Source organism: Mycobacterium kiyosense, from assembly GCA_021654635.1.
GTDB lineage: Bacteria > Actinomycetota > Actinomycetes > Mycobacteriales > Mycobacteriaceae > Mycobacterium > Mycobacterium kiyosense.
The window spans coordinates 5,938,953-5,954,562 of record AP025179.1 but is presented as its reverse complement, the minus strand read 5'-3'; the positions used below and the strand labels follow the sequence as shown (position 1 = coordinate 5,954,562).

General features: G+C 69.0%; 14 protein-coding genes and 1 pseudogene. 12 read left to right on the top strand and 3 right to left on the bottom strand.

Going from position 1 to position 15,610, the window contains the following annotated elements:
- Positions 1 to 1,992: an acetate--CoA ligase gene (gene acs, locus L6444_RS28075; protein WP_370653045.1), complete on the bottom strand. Its 1,992-nt coding sequence runs from the start codon at positions 1,990 to 1,992 to the stop codon at positions 1 to 3.
- Positions 1,993 to 2,070: 78 nt separating this feature from the next.
- On the opposite strand from acs, the gene L6444_RS28070 reads away from it, so the two are divergent.
- Genes L6444_RS28070 through L6444_RS28050 form a run of 5 tightly spaced genes read left to right on the top strand, consistent with a single transcriptional unit; the run spans position 2,071 to position 7,808 of the window.
- Positions 2,071 to 3,687: a peptide ABC transporter substrate-binding protein gene (locus tag L6444_RS28070; protein WP_238305133.1), complete on the top strand. Its 1,617-nt coding sequence runs from the start codon at positions 2,071 to 2,073 to the stop codon at positions 3,685 to 3,687.
- A gap of 1 nt (position 3,688) precedes the next feature.
- Complete coding sequence (locus L6444_RS28065) at positions 3,689 to 4,615, top strand: ABC transporter permease (protein ID WP_236978631.1); 927 nt, start codon at positions 3,689 to 3,691, stop codon at positions 4,613 to 4,615.
- Positions 4,608 to 5,429, top strand: coding sequence for an ABC transporter permease (locus L6444_RS28060; RefSeq protein ID WP_236978630.1), 822 nt, complete (start codon positions 4,608 to 4,610; stop codon positions 5,427 to 5,429). Before L6444_RS28065 ends, L6444_RS28060 begins: the two co-directional genes overlap by 8 nt.
- Entirely contained in the window at positions 5,426 to 7,033 is a 1,608-nt protein-coding gene (locus L6444_RS28055; protein ID WP_236984459.1) for a dipeptide ABC transporter ATP-binding protein, read from the top strand. The genes L6444_RS28060 and L6444_RS28055 overlap by 4 nt, the downstream gene beginning before the upstream one ends.
- A gap of 34 nt (positions 7,034 to 7,067) precedes the next feature.
- Positions 7,068 to 7,808, top strand: coding sequence for a Fic family protein (locus tag L6444_RS28050; protein WP_236984457.1), 741 nt, complete (start codon positions 7,068 to 7,070; stop codon positions 7,806 to 7,808).
- 450 nt (positions 7,809 to 8,258) lie between these two features.
- On the opposite strand, the gene L6444_RS28045 is transcribed toward L6444_RS28050, so the two are convergent.
- On the bottom strand, positions 8,259 to 9,116 hold the full coding sequence (locus tag L6444_RS28045; protein ID WP_236978629.1) for an HAD-IB family hydrolase: 858 nt from the start codon (positions 9,114 to 9,116) through the stop codon (positions 8,259 to 8,261).
- 510 nt (positions 9,117 to 9,626) lie between these two features.
- On the opposite strand from L6444_RS28045, the gene ssd reads away from it, so the two are divergent.
- The 7 genes and pseudogenes from ssd to L6444_RS28010 all read left to right on the top strand — a co-directional run bounded on the left by ssd (position 9,627) and on the right by L6444_RS28010 (position 14,130).
- Positions 9,627 to 10,676 carry a septum site-determining protein Ssd gene (ssd, locus tag L6444_RS28040; protein ID WP_236984455.1) on the top strand — a complete coding sequence of 350 codons (1,050 nt, stop codon included), beginning with the start codon at positions 9,627 to 9,629 and terminating at the stop codon, positions 10,674 to 10,676.
- On the top strand, positions 10,673 to 11,842 hold the full coding sequence (locus L6444_RS28035) for a TadA family conjugal transfer-associated ATPase (protein ID WP_236978628.1): 1,170 nt from the start codon (positions 10,673 to 10,675) through the stop codon (positions 11,840 to 11,842). Before ssd ends, L6444_RS28035 begins: the two co-directional genes overlap by 4 nt.
- Positions 11,839 to 12,629, top strand: a pseudogene (locus L6444_RS28030) (type II secretion system F family protein). Before L6444_RS28035 ends, L6444_RS28030 begins: the two are co-directional and overlap by 4 nt.
- 22 nt (positions 12,630 to 12,651) lie before the next feature.
- The gene (locus tag L6444_RS28025) at positions 12,652 to 13,242 is read left to right on the top strand and encodes a type II secretion system F family protein (protein WP_236978623.1); all 591 of its coding nucleotides are present in this window, start codon (positions 12,652 to 12,654) and stop codon (positions 13,240 to 13,242) included.
- Positions 13,243 to 13,257: 15 nt separating this feature from the next.
- Entirely contained in the window at positions 13,258 to 13,458 is a 201-nt protein-coding gene (locus L6444_RS28020) for a DUF4244 domain-containing protein (RefSeq protein WP_236978620.1), read from the top strand.
- A 35-nt stretch (positions 13,459 to 13,493) separates the two neighbouring features.
- Positions 13,494 to 13,781 carry a TadE family type IV pilus minor pilin gene (locus tag L6444_RS28015; RefSeq protein ID WP_370653044.1) on the top strand — a complete coding sequence of 96 codons (288 nt, stop codon included), beginning with the start codon at positions 13,494 to 13,496 and terminating at the stop codon, positions 13,779 to 13,781.
- A 16-nt stretch (positions 13,782 to 13,797) separates the two neighbouring features.
- Positions 13,798 to 14,130 carry an Rv3654c family TadE-like protein gene (locus tag L6444_RS28010; RefSeq protein ID WP_236978619.1) on the top strand — a complete coding sequence of 111 codons (333 nt, stop codon included), beginning with the start codon at positions 13,798 to 13,800 and terminating at the stop codon, positions 14,128 to 14,130.
- Positions 14,131 to 14,206: 76 nt separating this feature from the next.
- Here the strand turns inward: L6444_RS28010 and L6444_RS28005 are convergent, their stop codons facing one another.
- Positions 14,207 to 15,250 carry a PAS domain-containing protein gene (locus L6444_RS28005; RefSeq protein WP_236978618.1) on the bottom strand — a complete coding sequence of 348 codons (1,044 nt, stop codon included), beginning with the start codon at positions 15,248 to 15,250 and terminating at the stop codon, positions 14,207 to 14,209.
- Positions 15,251 to 15,610: the final 360 nt, after the last annotated feature.

The window sequence follows — 15,610 nt, the reverse complement described above, 5'->3', positions numbered from 1 at the left end:
TTACTTGGCCTCGCGGATCGCGTCGAACACATTGGGATCCAGCAGCGTCGAGGTGTCGCCCAGCTCGCGGTTCTCGGCGATGTCGCGCAGCAACCGGCGCATGATCTTGCCGCTGCGGGTCTTCGGCAACTCCGGCACCACATGGACTTCGCGCGGCTTGGCGATCGGCGAGATCTCGTGGGCGACCTCGGCACGCAGTTCCTCGACGGTGCCGTCGGTGGCCTCGTAGTTGCCGCGCAACACCACGAACGCGCAGATTGCCTGGCCGGTGGTGTCGTCGGTGACCCCGACCACCGCCGCCTCGGCCACCCCCGGGTGCCCGACCAGCGCGGACTCCACCTCGGCGGTGGAGATGCGGTGCCCGGAAATATTCATCACGTCGTCGATGCGGCCCAGCACCCAGATGTCGCCGTCGGGGTCGAACCGGGCGCCGTCACCGGCGAAGTAATAGCCGTGCTCGGGGTACTTCGACCAGTACGTCCTGCGGTACCGCTCCGGGTCGCCCCAGATGCCGCGCAGCATCGACGGCCACGGCTGATCCAGGACGAGATAGCCGGTGACGTGTGTCTCGCCGTCCTCGTCCGGCGGTAGCGGCTCGCCGTGATCGTCGACGATTTTGGCCGAGATGCCCGGCAGCGGGGTCATCGCCGAGCCGGGCTTGGCCTTGCTGACACCGGGCAGCGGGGAGATCATCGCCGCACCCGTCTCGGTCTGCCACCAGGTGTCGACGACGGGCACGCGTCCGCCGCCGATGACGTCGCGGTACCAGCGCCACGCTTCGGGGTTGATGATCTCGCCGACCGAACCCAGCAGCCGGATGCTGGACAGGTCATGCGCGTCGGGGATCTCCCGGCCCCACTTCATGAACGTACGGATCAGCGTCGGCGCTGTGTAATAGATTGTGACGCCGTACTTTTCGATGATCTCGAAATGCCGGTGCTCGCTGGGTGTGTTGGGGGTGCCCTCGTAGAGCACCTCGGTGACGCCGTTGGACAGCGGACCGTAGACGCCGTAGGTGTGCCCGGTGACCCAGCCGATGTCGGCCGTGCACCAGAACACGTCACGCTCCGGTTTGACGTCGAAGACGGCGTGCATGGTGTACGCGCACTGGGTCAGGTAGCCGCCGCTGGTGTGCACGATGCCCTTGGGCGTTCCGGTGGTGCCGGAGGTGTACAGCAGGAACAGCGGTTGCTCGGCGTCGAACGCCTCCGGGGTGTGTTCGGGCGACGCTTCGTCGACCACCTCGTGCCACCACAGGTCGCGGTCGTCGTTCCATTCCACGTCTATTCCGGTGCGCCGCACCACGATCACGTTCTCGACGGGACTGTCCTCGACCGAGACGGCCTCGTCGGCGGCCTCCTTGAGCGGAGCCGGGTGGCCGCGGCGGAACTGACCGTCGGCGGTGATCAGCAGCTTGGCCTGGGCGTCGGCGATGCGGGCCCGCAGCGCGTGCGCGGTGAAGCCGCCGAACACCACCGTGTGCATGATGCCCAGCCGGGCGCAGGCCAGCATCGCGATCACGGCTTCCGGGATGAGCGGTAGGTAGATGGCCACCCGGTCCCCGGCGACCAGGCCCAGGCCGGCCAGCGCGTTGGCCGCCTTAGCGACCTCCCGCTGCAGGTCCGCGTAGGTCAGCGTGCGCTCGTGGCCCTCCGGCTCGCCGACCCAGTGGATGGCGACCCGATCCCCGTTGCCGGCCTCGACGTGGCGGTCCACGCAGTTGTAAGCGACGTTGAGCTTTCCCCCGACGAACCACTTGGCGAACGGCGCGTCCGACCAGTCCAGCACCTCGGTGTGGGGAGTGTCCCAGGTCAGCCGCTCGGCTTGTTCGGCCCAGAACGCCAGGCGGTCCTGCTCGGCCTGGTCGTAGAGCGCGGCCCGGGCGTTGGCCTGCTCGGCGAACTGCGTCGGGGGCGGATAGGCCGTGGGGTGTTCGGCATCGGTGGTGGTCACGGGTGTGAGCGTAATACCGCACCCGGCACCGGCGGTCATCCTTCAATTCCCGGTCACCTGGCGTACATCTTCCGCCGCGACCGGGGCTCGGGCGGCGCACCCCTTAAGGTCGCTGTTATGCATCGGAGGATGGGGGCCGTGCTGCTGGTGGCCACCCTGCTGGCCGGTTGCCTGTGCGGTTGCGGCGGCGGTGTGCTGACGCCCGATCTGGTGGTCGTCAACGGCGGCGAGCCGCCCAACCCGCTGATCCCGACCGGCACCAACGACAGCAACGGCGGTCGCATCATCGACCGGCTCTTCGCCGGGCTGATGTCCTATGACGCCGCCGGCCGGCCGGCCCCGGAGGTCGCCGAGTCCGTGGCGACCACCGATAACGTCAACTACCGGGTGGTGCTCAAACCGGGCTGGAAATTCACCGACGGGTCTCCGGTAACGGCGCACTCGTTCGTCGACGCGTGGAACTACGGGGCAGCGAGTGCCAATGCCCAACTGCAGCAACAATTCTTCAGTCCGATAGCCGGGTTCGACGAGGTGGCCGGCCCGCCGGGCCCCGGACGACCGACCACCATGTCGGGGCTGCAGGTGCTCAGCGATCTCGAGTTCACGGTGCAGTTGCGGGCGCCGACGGTGGACTTCGTGCTGAGTCTGGGCCACAGCGCGTTCTACCCACTGCCGCCCTCGGCATTTCGCGACCTGACCGCGTTCGGGCAACACCCGATCGGCAACGGCCCGTACCGGCTCGCCGAGGGCTCCGACGGCCCGGCCTGGGAGCACAACGTCCGGTTGGACCTACGACCCAATCCCGACTATCACGGCAACCGCCAACCCCGCAACAAAGGTCTGCGGTTCGAGTTCTACGGTAACCTCGAGACCGCCTATTCCGATCTGTTGTCCGGCAATCTCGATGTGCTGGACACGATTCCGTCCAGCGCGCTGACCATCTATCCACGCGATCTGGGCGGCAACTGGCTCAAGAGCCCGGTGGCTGTCAGTCAATCGCTGGATACCCCGTTGCGGCTGCCGCATTTCGGCGGTGAGGAGGGCCGGTTGCGCAGGCTGGCCTTGTCGGCGGCGATCAACCGCCCGCAGATCTGTCAGCAGATCTTCAACGGAACACGCAGCCCGGCAAGGGATTTCACCGCCAGCTCGCTACCCGGGTTCGATCCGAACATCCCGGGCAACGACGCGTTGGACTTCAATCCTGAACGGGCCCGCAAACTTTGGGCGCAAGCCAACGCCATCTCGCCGTGGAGCGGACGCTACGCCATCGCCTACAACGCCGACAGCGGCCACCAGGAGTGGGTCGACGCGGTGGCCAACAGCATCAAAAACGTGCTGGGCATCGACGCGGCCGGTGCGCCCTACCCCACCTTCGCCGGCTTTCGCACCCAGGTCGGCAACCGCACCATCGACACCGCGTTCCGGGCCGGCTGGATCGGCGACTACCCGTCGATGATCGAATTCCTCGCCCCGCTGTACGCCACCGGAGCGGGATCCAACGACGTCGGCTACTCCAGCCGGGAATTCGACGCCGCGCTGGCGGCGGCCCAGGCGGCGCCCAATCTGCGCGACGCAGACGTGCTGACCAATGTCGCACAGCGAATCCTGTTGCGCGACATGCCGAGCGTGCCGCTGTGGTACTACATCAGTGTCATCGGATGGTCGAACCAGGTCAGCAACGTCAGGCCCACCTGGAACGGGATGCCCGACTACGAGAACCTGGTGAAGGGTTGAGATGGGCTGGTATGTGCTGCGCCGCCTGGCCACCATGGTGCCGGTCTTCCTAGGTGCCACGCTGCTGATCTACGGGATGGTGTTCCTGCTACCCGGCGACCCGATCGCGGCTATCGCCGGCGACCGGCCGCTGAGTCCGGCGGTGGCCGCGCAACTGCGTGCGCAGTACCATCTCGACGACCCGTTCCTGGTGCAGTACCTGCGCTATCTGGGCGGGCTGCTGCGCGGCGACCTGGGCCGCGCGTATTCCGGTCTGCCGGTGAGAGCCGTTCTGGCACACGCTTTTCCGGTGACGATCCGGCTGGCGCTGATCGCGCTGGTGATCGAGGCGGTGCTGGGCATCGGCTTCGGGGTGATCGCCGGGCTGCGCCAGGGCGGCTCCTTCGACGCCACCGTTCTTCTCACCGGGCTGATCATCATCGCGATCCCGATCTTCGTGCTGGGCTTCCTGGCGCAGTTCGTGTTCGGGGTACGGCTGGGGTGGGCCCCGGTCACCGTCGGCGGGCAGGCCAGCTTCGACCGGCTGCTGCTGCCTGGAATCGTGCTGGGCTCGGTGTCATTCGCGTACGTGGTGCGCTTGACCCGCTCCGCGGTCGCGGCCAACGCCCACGCCGACTACGTCCGCACCGCCACCGCCAAGGGGCTGTCGCGACCACGGGTGGTGACGGTCCATATCCTGCGCAACTCGCTGATCCCGGTGGTGACCTTCCTCGGCGCGGACCTGGGAGCGCTGATGGGGGGCGCCATCGTGACAGAAGGGATCTTCAACATCCACGGCGTCGGGGGTGTGCTGTACCAGGCCGTCACCCGGCAGGAGGCGCCCACCGTGGTGTCGATCGTGACGGTTCTGGTGTTGATCTACCTGCTCAGCAATCTGCTGGTAGACCTGCTGTACGCGGCGCTGGACCCGCGGATCCGCTATGTATAGGCGGCCGAAGTTCGTCATCTCCGCGGCGCTGATCGTGCTGATCCTGGCGGTTGCGGCGTTCCCGGCGCTGTTCACCGGCGCGGACCCCGGCTACGCCGATCCGAGCCAGAGCCTGCTCCCGCCGTCGGCGGCGCACTGGTTCGGCACCGACCTGCAAGGCCACGACATCTACGCGCGCACCGTCTACGGGGCGCGGGCATCGGTCACGGTCGGACTGGGCGCGACGCTGCTGGTGTTTGTGGTCGGGGGTGCGCTCGGGGCACTGGCCGGCTTCTACGGCGGTTGGGTGGATGCGCTGGTGTCGCGCGTCGCCGACGTGTTCTTCGCGCTGCCATTGCTGTTGGCCGCGATCGTCTTGATGCAGGTGCTGCATCACCGCACGGTGTGGACGGTGATCGCCATCCTGGCTCTGTTCGGCTGGCCGCAGGTGGCCCGGATCGCGCGCAGTTCGGTGCTGCAGGTGCGCTCCAGTGACTATGTGCTGGCGGCCAAAGCCCTTGGGCTGGGTAGATTTCAGACTCTGCTGCGGCATGCGATACCCAACGCCATCGGGCCGGTGATCGCGGTCGCCACGATCGTGCTGGGCGCCTTCATCGTCACCGAAGCCACCCTGTCCTACCTGGGTGTCGGACTGCCGACATCGGTGGTCTCGTGGGGCGGGGACATCAACGTGGCGCAGATGCGGTTGCGGGCGGGATCACCCATTCTGTTCTATCCCGCCGGCGCGCTGGCGATCACGGTGCTGGCGTTCATGATGATGGGCGATGCGCTACGCGACGGCCTGGACCCGGCGTCGAGGGCGTGGCGCGCATGAACCCGCTGTTGTCGGTCGAGGGCCTGGAAGTCAGCTTCGGCGACCAACCCGCGGTGTGCGGCATGTCGTTCTCGGTGCTGCCGGGTCAGACGGTCGCGGTGGTGGGGGAGTCGGGCTCGGGTAAGTCCACTGCGGCGGCGGCGATTCTCGGCCTACTCTCCCCGGGAGGCCGAATCACCGCCGGACACATCGTTTTCGACGGGCGCGACATCACCTCGGCGGGTGAGCGGGCGATGCGCTCCATCCGCGGCCGCCAAATCGGCTACGTGCCACAGGATCCCATGACGAACCTCAACCCGGTCTGGAAGGTCGGGTTCCAGATTCGGGAAGCGTTGCGCGCCAACACCGATCGTCGCGCGGCGCGGCAACGGGCGGTGGAGCTGCTCGCCGAGGCCGGGATGCGGGATCCGGCCAAGCAGGCGGGCCGCTACCCGCACCAGCTGTCCGGCGGTATGTGTCAGCGTGCGCTGATCGCCATCGGGCTGGCCGGGCGGCCCCGACTACTCATCGCCGACGAGCCGACCTCGGCGCTGGACGTCACCGTACAACGGCAGGTGCTCGATCATCTGCGCAAGCTCACCGACGAGTTGGGAACGGCGCTGCTGCTGATCACCCACGACCTGGCGCTGGCCGCCGAGCGGGCCGAGTCGGTGGTGGTCGTTCATCGCGGCGTCGTAGTGGAATCCGGTGCGGCGCAGTCGATCCTCAGCGAACCGCAGCACGAGTACACGCGCCGGCTGGTTGCTGCCGCGCCGTCGCTGAGGGTCCGGGACAAACGCCCCGCCCGGGTCGGCGAGCAAGGCGGCGCCGACATCCTGGTGGTATCGGAGCTGACCAAGACCTATCGGGAAACCCGCGGCGCACCGTGGCGGCGCAGCGAGTTCCGCGCCGTCGATGCGGTGTCGTTCCGGCTGCCGCGGGCCAGTACCCTCGCCGTGGTCGGCGAATCAGGTTCGGGCAAATCCACTTTGGCGCGCATGGTGCTCGGCTTGCTCAAGCCGACGTCAGGGTCCGTGCTGTTCGACGGCGCCGATGTCACCACCATGGACCGGGCTGCCGAACTCGCTTTTCGTCGTCGGGTGCAGCCGGTGTTCCAGAACCCGTACAGCAGCCTGGATCCGATGTATTCGGTGGCACGTGCCATCGAGGAGCCGCTGCGCATCCACCGGCTCGGTGACCGCGGGCAGCGCCGACGCGCGGCGCGGGAGCTGGCCGACCAGGTGTCGCTGCCGTCCTCGGTGTTGAACCGGCTGCCGCGTGAGCTGTCGGGCGGGCAGCGCCAGCGCGTCGCGATCGCCCGCGCGCTCGCGCTGCGGCCCGACGTGCTGGTGTGCGACGAGGCGGTGTCGGCATTGGACGTGTTGGTGCAGCAGCAGATCCTGGACCTGCTGGCCGAACTGCAGGCCGAGCTGGGGCTGACCTATCTGTTCATCAGCCACGACTTGGCCGTGATCCGGCAGATCTCCGACCGGGTGCTGGTGATGCGCGCCGGCCAGGTGGTCGAGCAGGCCCCTACCGAGCGGGTGTTCAGCGCACCTCAGCACGAATACACCCGGCAACTGCTGGAAGCCATCCCCGGCGCCTCTTCGGCGCCTTGCCAGTAGGTTTCAAGCTGTGACGGATCCGCTGGCGCCGCTGATGGACCTGCCGGGTGTCGCTGAAGCCAGCGACCGGGCGCGCGAGGCGCTGGGGCGGGCCCATCGGCACCGGGCCAACCTGCGCGGCTGGCCGGTGACGGCCGCGGAGGCGTCGTTGCGAGCGGCCCGGGCCTCCTCGGTGCTCGACGGCGGTCCGGTGCAGCTCGACGACGTCGCGGATGCCGCAGGCGTCAGCGACCCGGTGTTCGGCGGAGCGTTGCGGGTGGCCCAGGCCCTGGAAGGCGGCGAGGGGTCACTCGTCGCCGTGTGGCGGAAAGCGCCACTGCAGGCGCTGGCGCGGCTGCACATGCTGGCGGCCGCCGACCAGGTCGACGAGGCACGGCTGGGCCGCCCGCGTGCCGCACCCGAGATCGGCCCGCGGCTGGAGTTGCTCGCCGACGTCGTCACCCGACCCACTGCGGCTTCGGCGCCGGTGGTTGCCGCCGTGGCGCACGGGGAGTTGCTGACACTCGAGCCGTTCGGCAGCGCCGACGGTGTCGTCGCCCGTGCGGTGTCTCGGTTGGTGACCATTGCCGGCGGCCTGGATCCGCATGGGCTGGGTGTGCCGGAGGTGATGTGGATGCGTCAGCCCGCGGCCTACCGGGACGCCGCGCTGAAGTTCGCGTCCGGTTCCCCCGACGGCGTGGCGGCCTGGCTGGTGCTGTGTTGCCGGGCGTTGCGGGCCGGCGCGCAGGAAGCTGTGGCGATTGCCGATTCGGTAGCTGGGGGCCCGAAAAGATAGCGCACCGGAAAATGCGAAGCGGGCGGCGATACGAATGAATTCGAATCGCCGCCCGCCAACACGGTTCCCGGGTACCAAGCGTGCATATGTGGGCTGCGTGGGTGGCCTCGGCGCGTTTGCGAAACTTCCTGCTGCGACCCCACCCAAAGGGCCGTCGGGGCATTCCGTCATTCGCAATTACGCAGGCCCGCAACACTTCTGCCATTATCGCGGCTATGACTCCGCGTGGGTGCCGAGAACCGTGCTGGGTGCCCGGGTCGGGAGAACGAACCTTCTCTTCCGGATCGACCTTGGCCTCACCGGGCTGCCGTGGTTCCTTTGTACTACTAGACCACAGGCACAGCAACCCCTGTCGCGGGTGAAAGTTCGGCAATTGCAGCGAATTTCCCGTCCGTGCGTTTGCTGACGGGACGGTTGGGAAAATTGCGACGGCAGTGCTGGCAGGCGCCGTCAGAACGCGTAACGCCGCAACAGCGCGTAGGTGACGGCGCCGGCCGCCACCGCGGTCACACCGACGGCGGCCGTCGTCGCGATGGCCGCCCCCGAGGGCGCCGGTATTCGGTCGCGCAGCGACACGGGCCGGGAGAACGACAACACCGGCCAGCCGCGTTCGAGGGCTTCTCGCCGCAGACCACGGTCGGGGTTGACCACCGACGGGTGCCCCACCGTTTCCAGCATCGGCAGGTCGGTGATCGAGTCGGAGTAGGCGTAGCAGTGCTCCAAGGGGTAACCCTCGCGGGCGGCCAGCTCGCGGATCGCCTGCACCTTGCCGTCGCCGTAGCAGTAGAACGCGATCTCGCCGGTGTACTTGCCGTCCTCGACCACCATCCGGGTGGCCATCGCGTGCGTGGCGCCCAGCGCCCGGGCGATCGGCGCGACGATCTCTTCGCCCGATGCGGACACCACCACGACGTCGCGCCCGAACAGCTTGTGGGCCGCGATCAGGTCAGCGGCCTCGGCGAACACCAGCGGAGTCACGATGTCGTGCAGCGTCTCGGCGACGATCGACTTGACCTGCTCGACGTCCCACCCGACGCACATGTTGGCCAGGTGAGCGCGCATCCGGTCCATCTGGTCATGGTCGGCCCCGGAGAGCAGGAAGATGAACTGCGCGTAGCTGGACTTCAGCACAGCCCGCCGGTTAAGTAGTCCCTGCGCAAAAAAGGGTTTGCTGAAAGCCAGCGTGCTGGACTTGGCGATGATGGTCTTGTCCAAATCGAAGAACGCCGCGGTGCGGACACCGGGAACAGCCGGTCCCGGTGTTTGCGGAGAGCTCTGTCCGTGCGCGGCCGAGTCGGGGACGGTCACCGATCCAGCATAGGTCGGCGATTCGACGCAGCCGGGATCTTTGGCGCGGATCGGTGTCAGAACGGGCTTCTAATTCCCGGCTTGTCTTTCTGCCGTGGGCGTTTTCACGGCTCAAACGGCACTTTCGTTTCGGCTGAGTACTTGCGTTGAGCCCGGCTGGCATGTGTATAGTAAGCATTACTCGGCCTTGAGCCGAGGGTGTATCAGCCCGACCCCCCGGGGCTGATACACGACGACCCTCGCCTCCTCCCCCCCTGGCGGGGGTCGTCCCTTTTCCAGGGTAAAAATTTCTGACTGACCACCGGTCACTTTTGCCTGCGTCCGCCTGGGGTTCGTTGCGGGAATCGTAATCGTCGGGGACAGCCCGGCCGCCCAGCGAACGATTTGTGCACAGACCGTTCTTTCTCCACAAATCCGGTCGCGGCACTGGTGTGCTTCCCCGAGTGCCCGCACGGTAGAGATGTGACCAACTCTTCTCGTCCCGCGCGGGCCGGCGCCGGTGTGCTGGCAATGCTGGCGGAGCCGGAGCTGCGTGCGGAACTGGACCGCGTCGCCGCGGCCGTCGGCGTGCGGGTGGTCCATGTCGGCGGGCAGGTCAGCAGGAAGACCTGGTCAGCGGCAACAGCCGTGGTCCTGGACGCCCCCGCCGCCGAGTTGTGCGGTCGGGCCGGGCTGCCGCGGCGCACCCACGTCAGCGTATTGAGCGACGGCGCACCGGCGACGGCCACCTGGGCCGCGGCGGTCGCAGTCGGCGCGGAACTCGTCCTGCAAGTGCCTGCCCAAGAACAGGCGCTGGTCCGCGCATTGGCCGAAGCCGCCGAGTCGGCTCGCGAGCACAGCCTGCGCGGTCAGGCTGTCGCCGTCATCGGTGGCTGCGGGGCCGGCGGGGCATCGCTGTTCGCGGTCGCCCTGGCGCAGACGGCAGGCGAGGCGCTGCTGCTCGATCTCGATCCGTGGGGCGGTGGCATCGATCTGCTGACGGGCGGCGAGACCGCGCCCGGGCTGCGCTGGCCAGATCTGGCACTGCAGGGCGGCAGGCTGAGCTGGCCGTCCGTGCGCGAGGTGCTGCCGCGGCACGGCGGGGTGAGCATCCTGTCCGGCACCCGGCGGGGTGGTTACGAACTCGAGGCTGGGCCGGTCGATGCGATCGTCGAGGCCGGTCGCCGCGGTGGCGTCACCGTGGTCTGCGATCTCCCGCGCCGCCTGACCGAGGCGACGCACGTCGCGCTGGACGGCGTCGACCTCGTGGTGCTGGTCACCCGATGCGACGTCCGGGCCTGTGCTGCCACCGCGACCATCGTTCCCGTGCTGGCCGCGATCAACCCCAATGTCGGGCTGGTGGTGCGCGGGCCGTCGCCGGGAGGATTGCGTGCCGCGGAGGTCGCCGAGATCGCCGCCGTGCCGCTGTTGGCGTCGATGCGGGCCGAACCGCAATTGGCCGAACGGCTCGAGCGCGGTGGGTTGCGGATGGGCCGCCGCTCGGCACTGGCTTCGGCGTCCCGTCGTGTCCTCGGCGTATTGTCAAGTGGCCGAACGAGTTCGGGTGGTCGTGCGGCATGACCGGCTCGCTGATCGAACGTGTCCGTGAGCGGCTGGCCACCGAGGCCGGTCCACTGAAGCCCAGCCTGGTGGCCGAGGCGATTCGCGCCGAATCCGGTGGCATCCTCGGCGACACCGAAGTGTTGGCCAATCTCCGGTTATTGCAGACCGAACTGACCGGTGCCGGCATCCTGGACCCGCTGTTGGGTGCCGACGGCACCACCGACGTGTTAGTGACGGCGCCCGATGCCGTGTGGGTGGACGACGGAGAAGGGCTGCGGCGCAGCAACATTCGATTCACCGATGAGGCGGCCGTGCGACGGCTGGCGCAACGGCTGGCATTGGCCGCCGGCCGTAGGCTCGACGACGCCCAGCCCTGGGTGGACGGGCAGCAGCTGAGCGGAATCGGGGCTAACGGGAGCACGGTGCGCCTGCACGCCGTGCTCCCGCCCGTGGCGAGCGCGGGTACCTGCCTGTCGTTGCGCGTATTGCGCCCGGCGACTCAAGGTCTGGCGGCGCTGAGGGCGGCGGGGGCGATCACACCCGAGGCCGGTGAACTGCTGGCCGGCGTCATCGCCGCGCGGCTCGCATTCCTGATCACCGGCGGCACCGGGGCGGGCAAGACCACGCTGCTGGCCGCGATGCTGGGCGCGGTCCCGCCGACCGAGCGGATCGTTTGTGTCGAGGACGCCGCCGAGCTGGCGCCGCGGCATCCGCATCTAGTCAAACTGGTCGCACGCTGCGCCAACGTCGAGGGCGTCGGCGAGGTGACGGTGCGCCAACTCGTCCGCCAGGCGCTGCGGATGCGGCCGGATCGGATCGTGGTGGGTGAGGTCCGGGGCGCCGAAGTAGTCGATCTGCTGGCCGCGCTGAACACCGGCCACGAGGGCGGCGCGGGCACCGTGCACGCCAACAGCCCGAGCGAGGTGCCGGCCCGGCTGGAGGCATTGGGCGCGCTGGGCGGCTTGGACCGCCCCGCCCTGCACAGCCAGCTCGCCGCGGCGGTACGGGTGCTGTTGCATGTCTGCCGCGACGGAGCCGGGCGCCGCCGGCTCGACCAGATCGCCGTGCTGCGCCGCGGCCGGGACGGTCACGTCCACGCGGTCACGGCGTGGCACGCCGAGGGCGGAAAGACCGATCAGGCCGGCGAGCTGCTTGCCCTGCTACCGACCGGGAGGTCGGCATGACCGGGCTGGTGTTGCTGGCTGTGGCTCTGCTGGTGGCACCCGGTTCGCCGCGGGGCCGGCTCGCTGCGGGTGGGTCCGGGCGACGGCGTCTCGCCGCGGATGCCGGGGCCGTCGGTTGGGGTTGTGTCGGCGTTGTCGCGGTCGCCCTGGCGGTGTTGCCCTTAACGACCGCGGTGGCGGGGGCGATGGCCGCCGCGACCGTGGCTGTGCGGGCGCTGCGGCGTCGGCGCAGCCGCAGTGCCGCAGCGGAGGGCAGGGCGCTGGAAGCCTCGCTCGAGGTGTTGGTCGGTGAGCTCCGGGTGGGCGCCCACCCGGTCCATGCGTTCGACGTCGCCGCCGACGAGAGCGGCGGCCCGGTTTCGCGCGCCATGCGGGCAGTCGCCGCGCGCGCCCGGCTGGGGCCGATGTCCCGGCCGGTTTACGCGCCGCCGGGCAGACGTCGGCGCTGCCCGCGCAGTGGGAGCGCATCGCCGTGTTCTGGCAGCTTGCCGGCGAACACGGCCTGGCGATCAGCACGCTGATGCGGGCCGCGCAACGCGATGTCGCCGAGCGGCAGCGGTTTTCGGCGAAAGTCGTCTCGGGGCTGGCCGGCGCCCGCGCCACCGCCGCCATCCTGGCCGGCCTGCCGGTACTGGGCATGTTGCTCGGACAGCTGATCGGGGCCCAGCCGCTACGGTTCCTGTGCGGCGGGGGAGTAGGCGGTTGGTTTCTGGTGGCGGGCGTGGTGCTGCTGTGCTGCGGGCTGTTGTGGTCGGACCGGATCGGTGATCGGGTGGTGTCGGGATGACCCGGCGAGCGGGAGCCCACACATGAGCACCGCGGCATTGTTGCTGGCGGCGGCACTGTTGTTCGGTGCCGGTCCGGCGGTAGTGCGCGCACGCGCCGGAGCACACCCGCGCGTGAGCCGACAGCGGCCGCACCGATCGGCCCCGCCGGATCGGCTGGCGGTGGCAGCGAGCCTGGATGTGCTTGCCGTCTGTCTCGGCGCGGGTATGGCGGTGTCGACTGCGGCAGCGGCGGCGGCCGGTTCGGCGCCGACGGACATGGCGCAGGTCCTGCGCCGCGCCGCCGATCTGCTGGCGCTGGGTGCCCCCGCCGACGTCGCCTGGTCCAGGCCGGCCGATCTGGCCGGTGGGACTGCTGATGCGCAGATCGACGCCCTGCTGAGGTTGGCGCGGCGCTCGGCTTCGTCGGGGGCCGCGCTTGCCGACGGCGTCGCCGAACTGGCGGTCCAGTCCAGGCAGGAGTCCGCGCACGCGGCGGGCGCAGCCGCCGAGCGCGCGGGCGTCCTGATCGCCGGTCCGCTCGGCCTCTGCTTCCTGCCCGCCTTCGTAGGCCTGGGGATCGTCCCGGTGGTGGCCGGATTGGCCGGCCATGTCCTGCAGTCAGGTCTGTTGTGAGAAGGGAAGTGGTTGATGTTCAACATGTTTCGAGGATTCGCGGCACGCGTGGCAGTGCTGGCGACCGACGAGTCGGGGATGTCCACGGTCGAGTACGCCATCGGGACTATTGCCGCGGCGGCATTCGGTGCCATCCTCTACACCGTGGTGACCGGCGACTCCGTCGTTTCGGCGTTGAACCACATCATCGGGCGCGCGCTCAGCACCAAGGTCTAGTCGCCAGTGCTGGTTCGAGCACCGTCGAGGCCGCGTTGGCCATCGCTGCGCTGGTGGCGGTGCTGGTGCTGTGCCTGGCCGGTATTACGGCGGTGTCGATGCAGGTGCGCTGCGTGGACGCGGCTCGTGAGGCGGCGCGGTTGTCGGCCCGCGGCGACGGCGACGCTGCCGAGCAGGTTGCCCGCCGTATCGCTCCGGCCGGGGCGCAAGTCGTCGTTCGCCGTGACGGCGATCTGTGGATCGCCACCGTGGTGGCGCACTCGAAGTTGCTGCCTGCCTTGGATATTGCGGCCAGGGCGGTATCGGTCGCCGAGCCGCGATGAACGTGGCTCGGCGACGGTGTTCGCCGCTTTTCTGGTCGCCGGGCTGTTGTGTCTCACCGCCGCGGGCGTGTGCCTGGGGTCCGCTGTGGTGGCCCGGCACCGCGCCCAGGCCGCCGCCGACCTGGCCGCACTGGCCGGTGCCGAGCGCCTTCCGCAGGGCTACGCCGCGGCATGCGCAAGCGCGACATCGCTAGCTCGTCAGATGCGGGTCGGCGATGTCCGGTGCGCGGCGGACGATCTCGACATCGTCGTCACCGTCGAAGTGCCCGCCGTACTCGCCGGTGTTGCTCGCGCATCCGCGCGGGCGGGCCCGGTCAGGACGGGGCCGGGTACTGCACCGCGCCGGTGAGCCAGGCCGAACCGGGATCCCCGGTGCCGGTCGGCGCCATTTCCTTCCGTCGCCGATCAGCTACGCGCCGATGCCATCAGCTCGGGCCGGAGTCGGTCGGTACGTCCTGTGACCGCGCCCGGGAGACTTCCTCGTCGGTGGGCAGTCGCAGCGCGAGAAGACCGGCGTAGGTGTCGGGCTCGAGTTCGATCCGGTTGGCGGTCACATGCACCGGAACCCACTCGGTGTCGTTTCCGGGCAATCGCAGCACCCGACTGGTGGCCCCATCGGCGAATTCGGCTGTCATGGAAGCCATTAACTGCTCGTCATCGGGGTGAACCCGCTGCCTGTCGGAATCGGTGCCGCGCCAATCGTAGAACGGGGCCGGCTCATCGAGCCACTTCAGCAGCGTCCAGTTCTTCAGGTCGACGAGGGCGCGATGGACACCAGCTTGGGCGAGGCCATTGAGGATCCGCTGCGCGAGGTCGTCGGCGACCACCGCCGGCCCCTTGCGCTCCGTGCGCCAGTTCATCGCTCGGGCGACCAGATGGTCACGGCCGTCGGGCCCGGGCTCCACCGCGCTTCGTGCGGTGAACCCGATGCGGATCGGATTGCCCTGCCAGTCGGTGATATCCCAAGTGCTGCAAAGCGTCAGACCCGGCTCGGCTCGGACCGCCATGGCCAGCACCTTGGTTTCGTTCGGGTTGAGTTCCCGCGACGGCAAATCCTCGGCGAAGGCCCGGCCGTAGGTGACCTCGACCGCGGGGTTCTTGCCGCTGTTGGACAACGACTCGGGAGTGTCGGTGGCCACCCCGCGGGTCAGGTCCCACTTCAGCGGACCCGGGACGGGACGTTCGGGTGGGTCTTCGTCCGGCGGGCCACTCCACACGTGGACGCCGTGGATGCGTCCGTCGGACATGATCACCGGCTCGGTGCGGATTACGCGGTCGCTCTTCGGGGTGATGCTGGTCAGCGCCTGCCCGGTCTGCACCGACTCGGCGATCGCCGTTTTGACGGCGGCCAGATACGGGCTTCGGCGCAAAAACGTGGTGATCGGTACGAGATTCTTGAGCTGACGTCCCTGCGCGACGACGGCGGGTTCGTCGCCCAGCGTCTCCACGAGCAACCAGTCGTGGCCCATAGCGGCAGTTTACTGATCGCGAGTCGGTAGCTTGACGGGGCGGGTCCGTCGGTCGGTCCAACCCTTCGCATTGATGTGGTCCGGCTGCCACAAACCCCGCCGGGGCCGGTGACAGCCGAATCGCCTTGTGCACCAAACAGATTCGGCGGCTAACCGGGCGCCGGTGCGATCGGGGAAGCGCAGTGCGCGGCGATGTGCGGCGGCGGGATCGACCCGTGAGTCAAATCCGTTGTCCCCGTTGCAGGAAAGGTCTGCCGACGTCGGCTAGTTAAGTGAAGCGGTAGGCTTTCAACGGTAGCGCAACAATCGGAGTCTTCTCAGAGGGCGCTTGTCATACCGTCAGACGGATTCGCGCACGGC

What these genes read in the sequence shown, in the direction of transcription:
- L6444_RS28055 (WP_236984459.1), top strand. Translation starts at nt 5,426, where the DNA reads ATGAACCCGCTGTTGTCGGTCGAGGGCCTGGAAGTCAGCTTCGGCGAC.
- L6444_RS28070 (WP_238305133.1), top strand. Translation starts at nt 2,071, where the DNA reads ATGCATCGGAGGATGGGGGCCGTGCTGCTGGTGGCCACCCTGCTGGCC.
- ssd (WP_236984455.1), top strand. Translation starts at nt 9,627, where the DNA reads ATGCTGGCGGAGCCGGAGCTGCGTGCGGAACTGGACCGCGTCGCCGCG.
- L6444_RS28020 (WP_236978620.1), top strand. Translation starts at nt 13,258, where the DNA reads ATGTTCAACATGTTTCGAGGATTCGCGGCACGCGTGGCAGTGCTGGCG.
- L6444_RS28005 (WP_236978618.1), bottom strand. Translation starts at nt 15,250, where the DNA reads ATGGGCCACGACTGGTTGCTCGTGGAGACGCTGGGCGACGAACCCGCC.
- L6444_RS28035 (WP_236978628.1), top strand. Translation starts at nt 10,673, where the DNA reads ATGACCGGCTCGCTGATCGAACGTGTCCGTGAGCGGCTGGCCACCGAG.
- L6444_RS28025 (WP_236978623.1), top strand. Translation starts at nt 12,652, where the DNA reads ATGAGCACCGCGGCATTGTTGCTGGCGGCGGCACTGTTGTTCGGTGCC.
- L6444_RS28060 (WP_236978630.1), top strand. Translation starts at nt 4,608, where the DNA reads ATGTATAGGCGGCCGAAGTTCGTCATCTCCGCGGCGCTGATCGTGCTG.
- L6444_RS28065 (WP_236978631.1), top strand. Translation starts at nt 3,689, where the DNA reads ATGGGCTGGTATGTGCTGCGCCGCCTGGCCACCATGGTGCCGGTCTTC.
- L6444_RS28050 (WP_236984457.1), top strand. Translation starts at nt 7,068, where the DNA reads ATGGACCTGCCGGGTGTCGCTGAAGCCAGCGACCGGGCGCGCGAGGCG.
- acs (WP_370653045.1), bottom strand. Translation starts at nt 1,992, where the DNA reads ATGACCGCCGGTGCCGGGTGCGGTATTACGCTCACACCCGTGACCACC.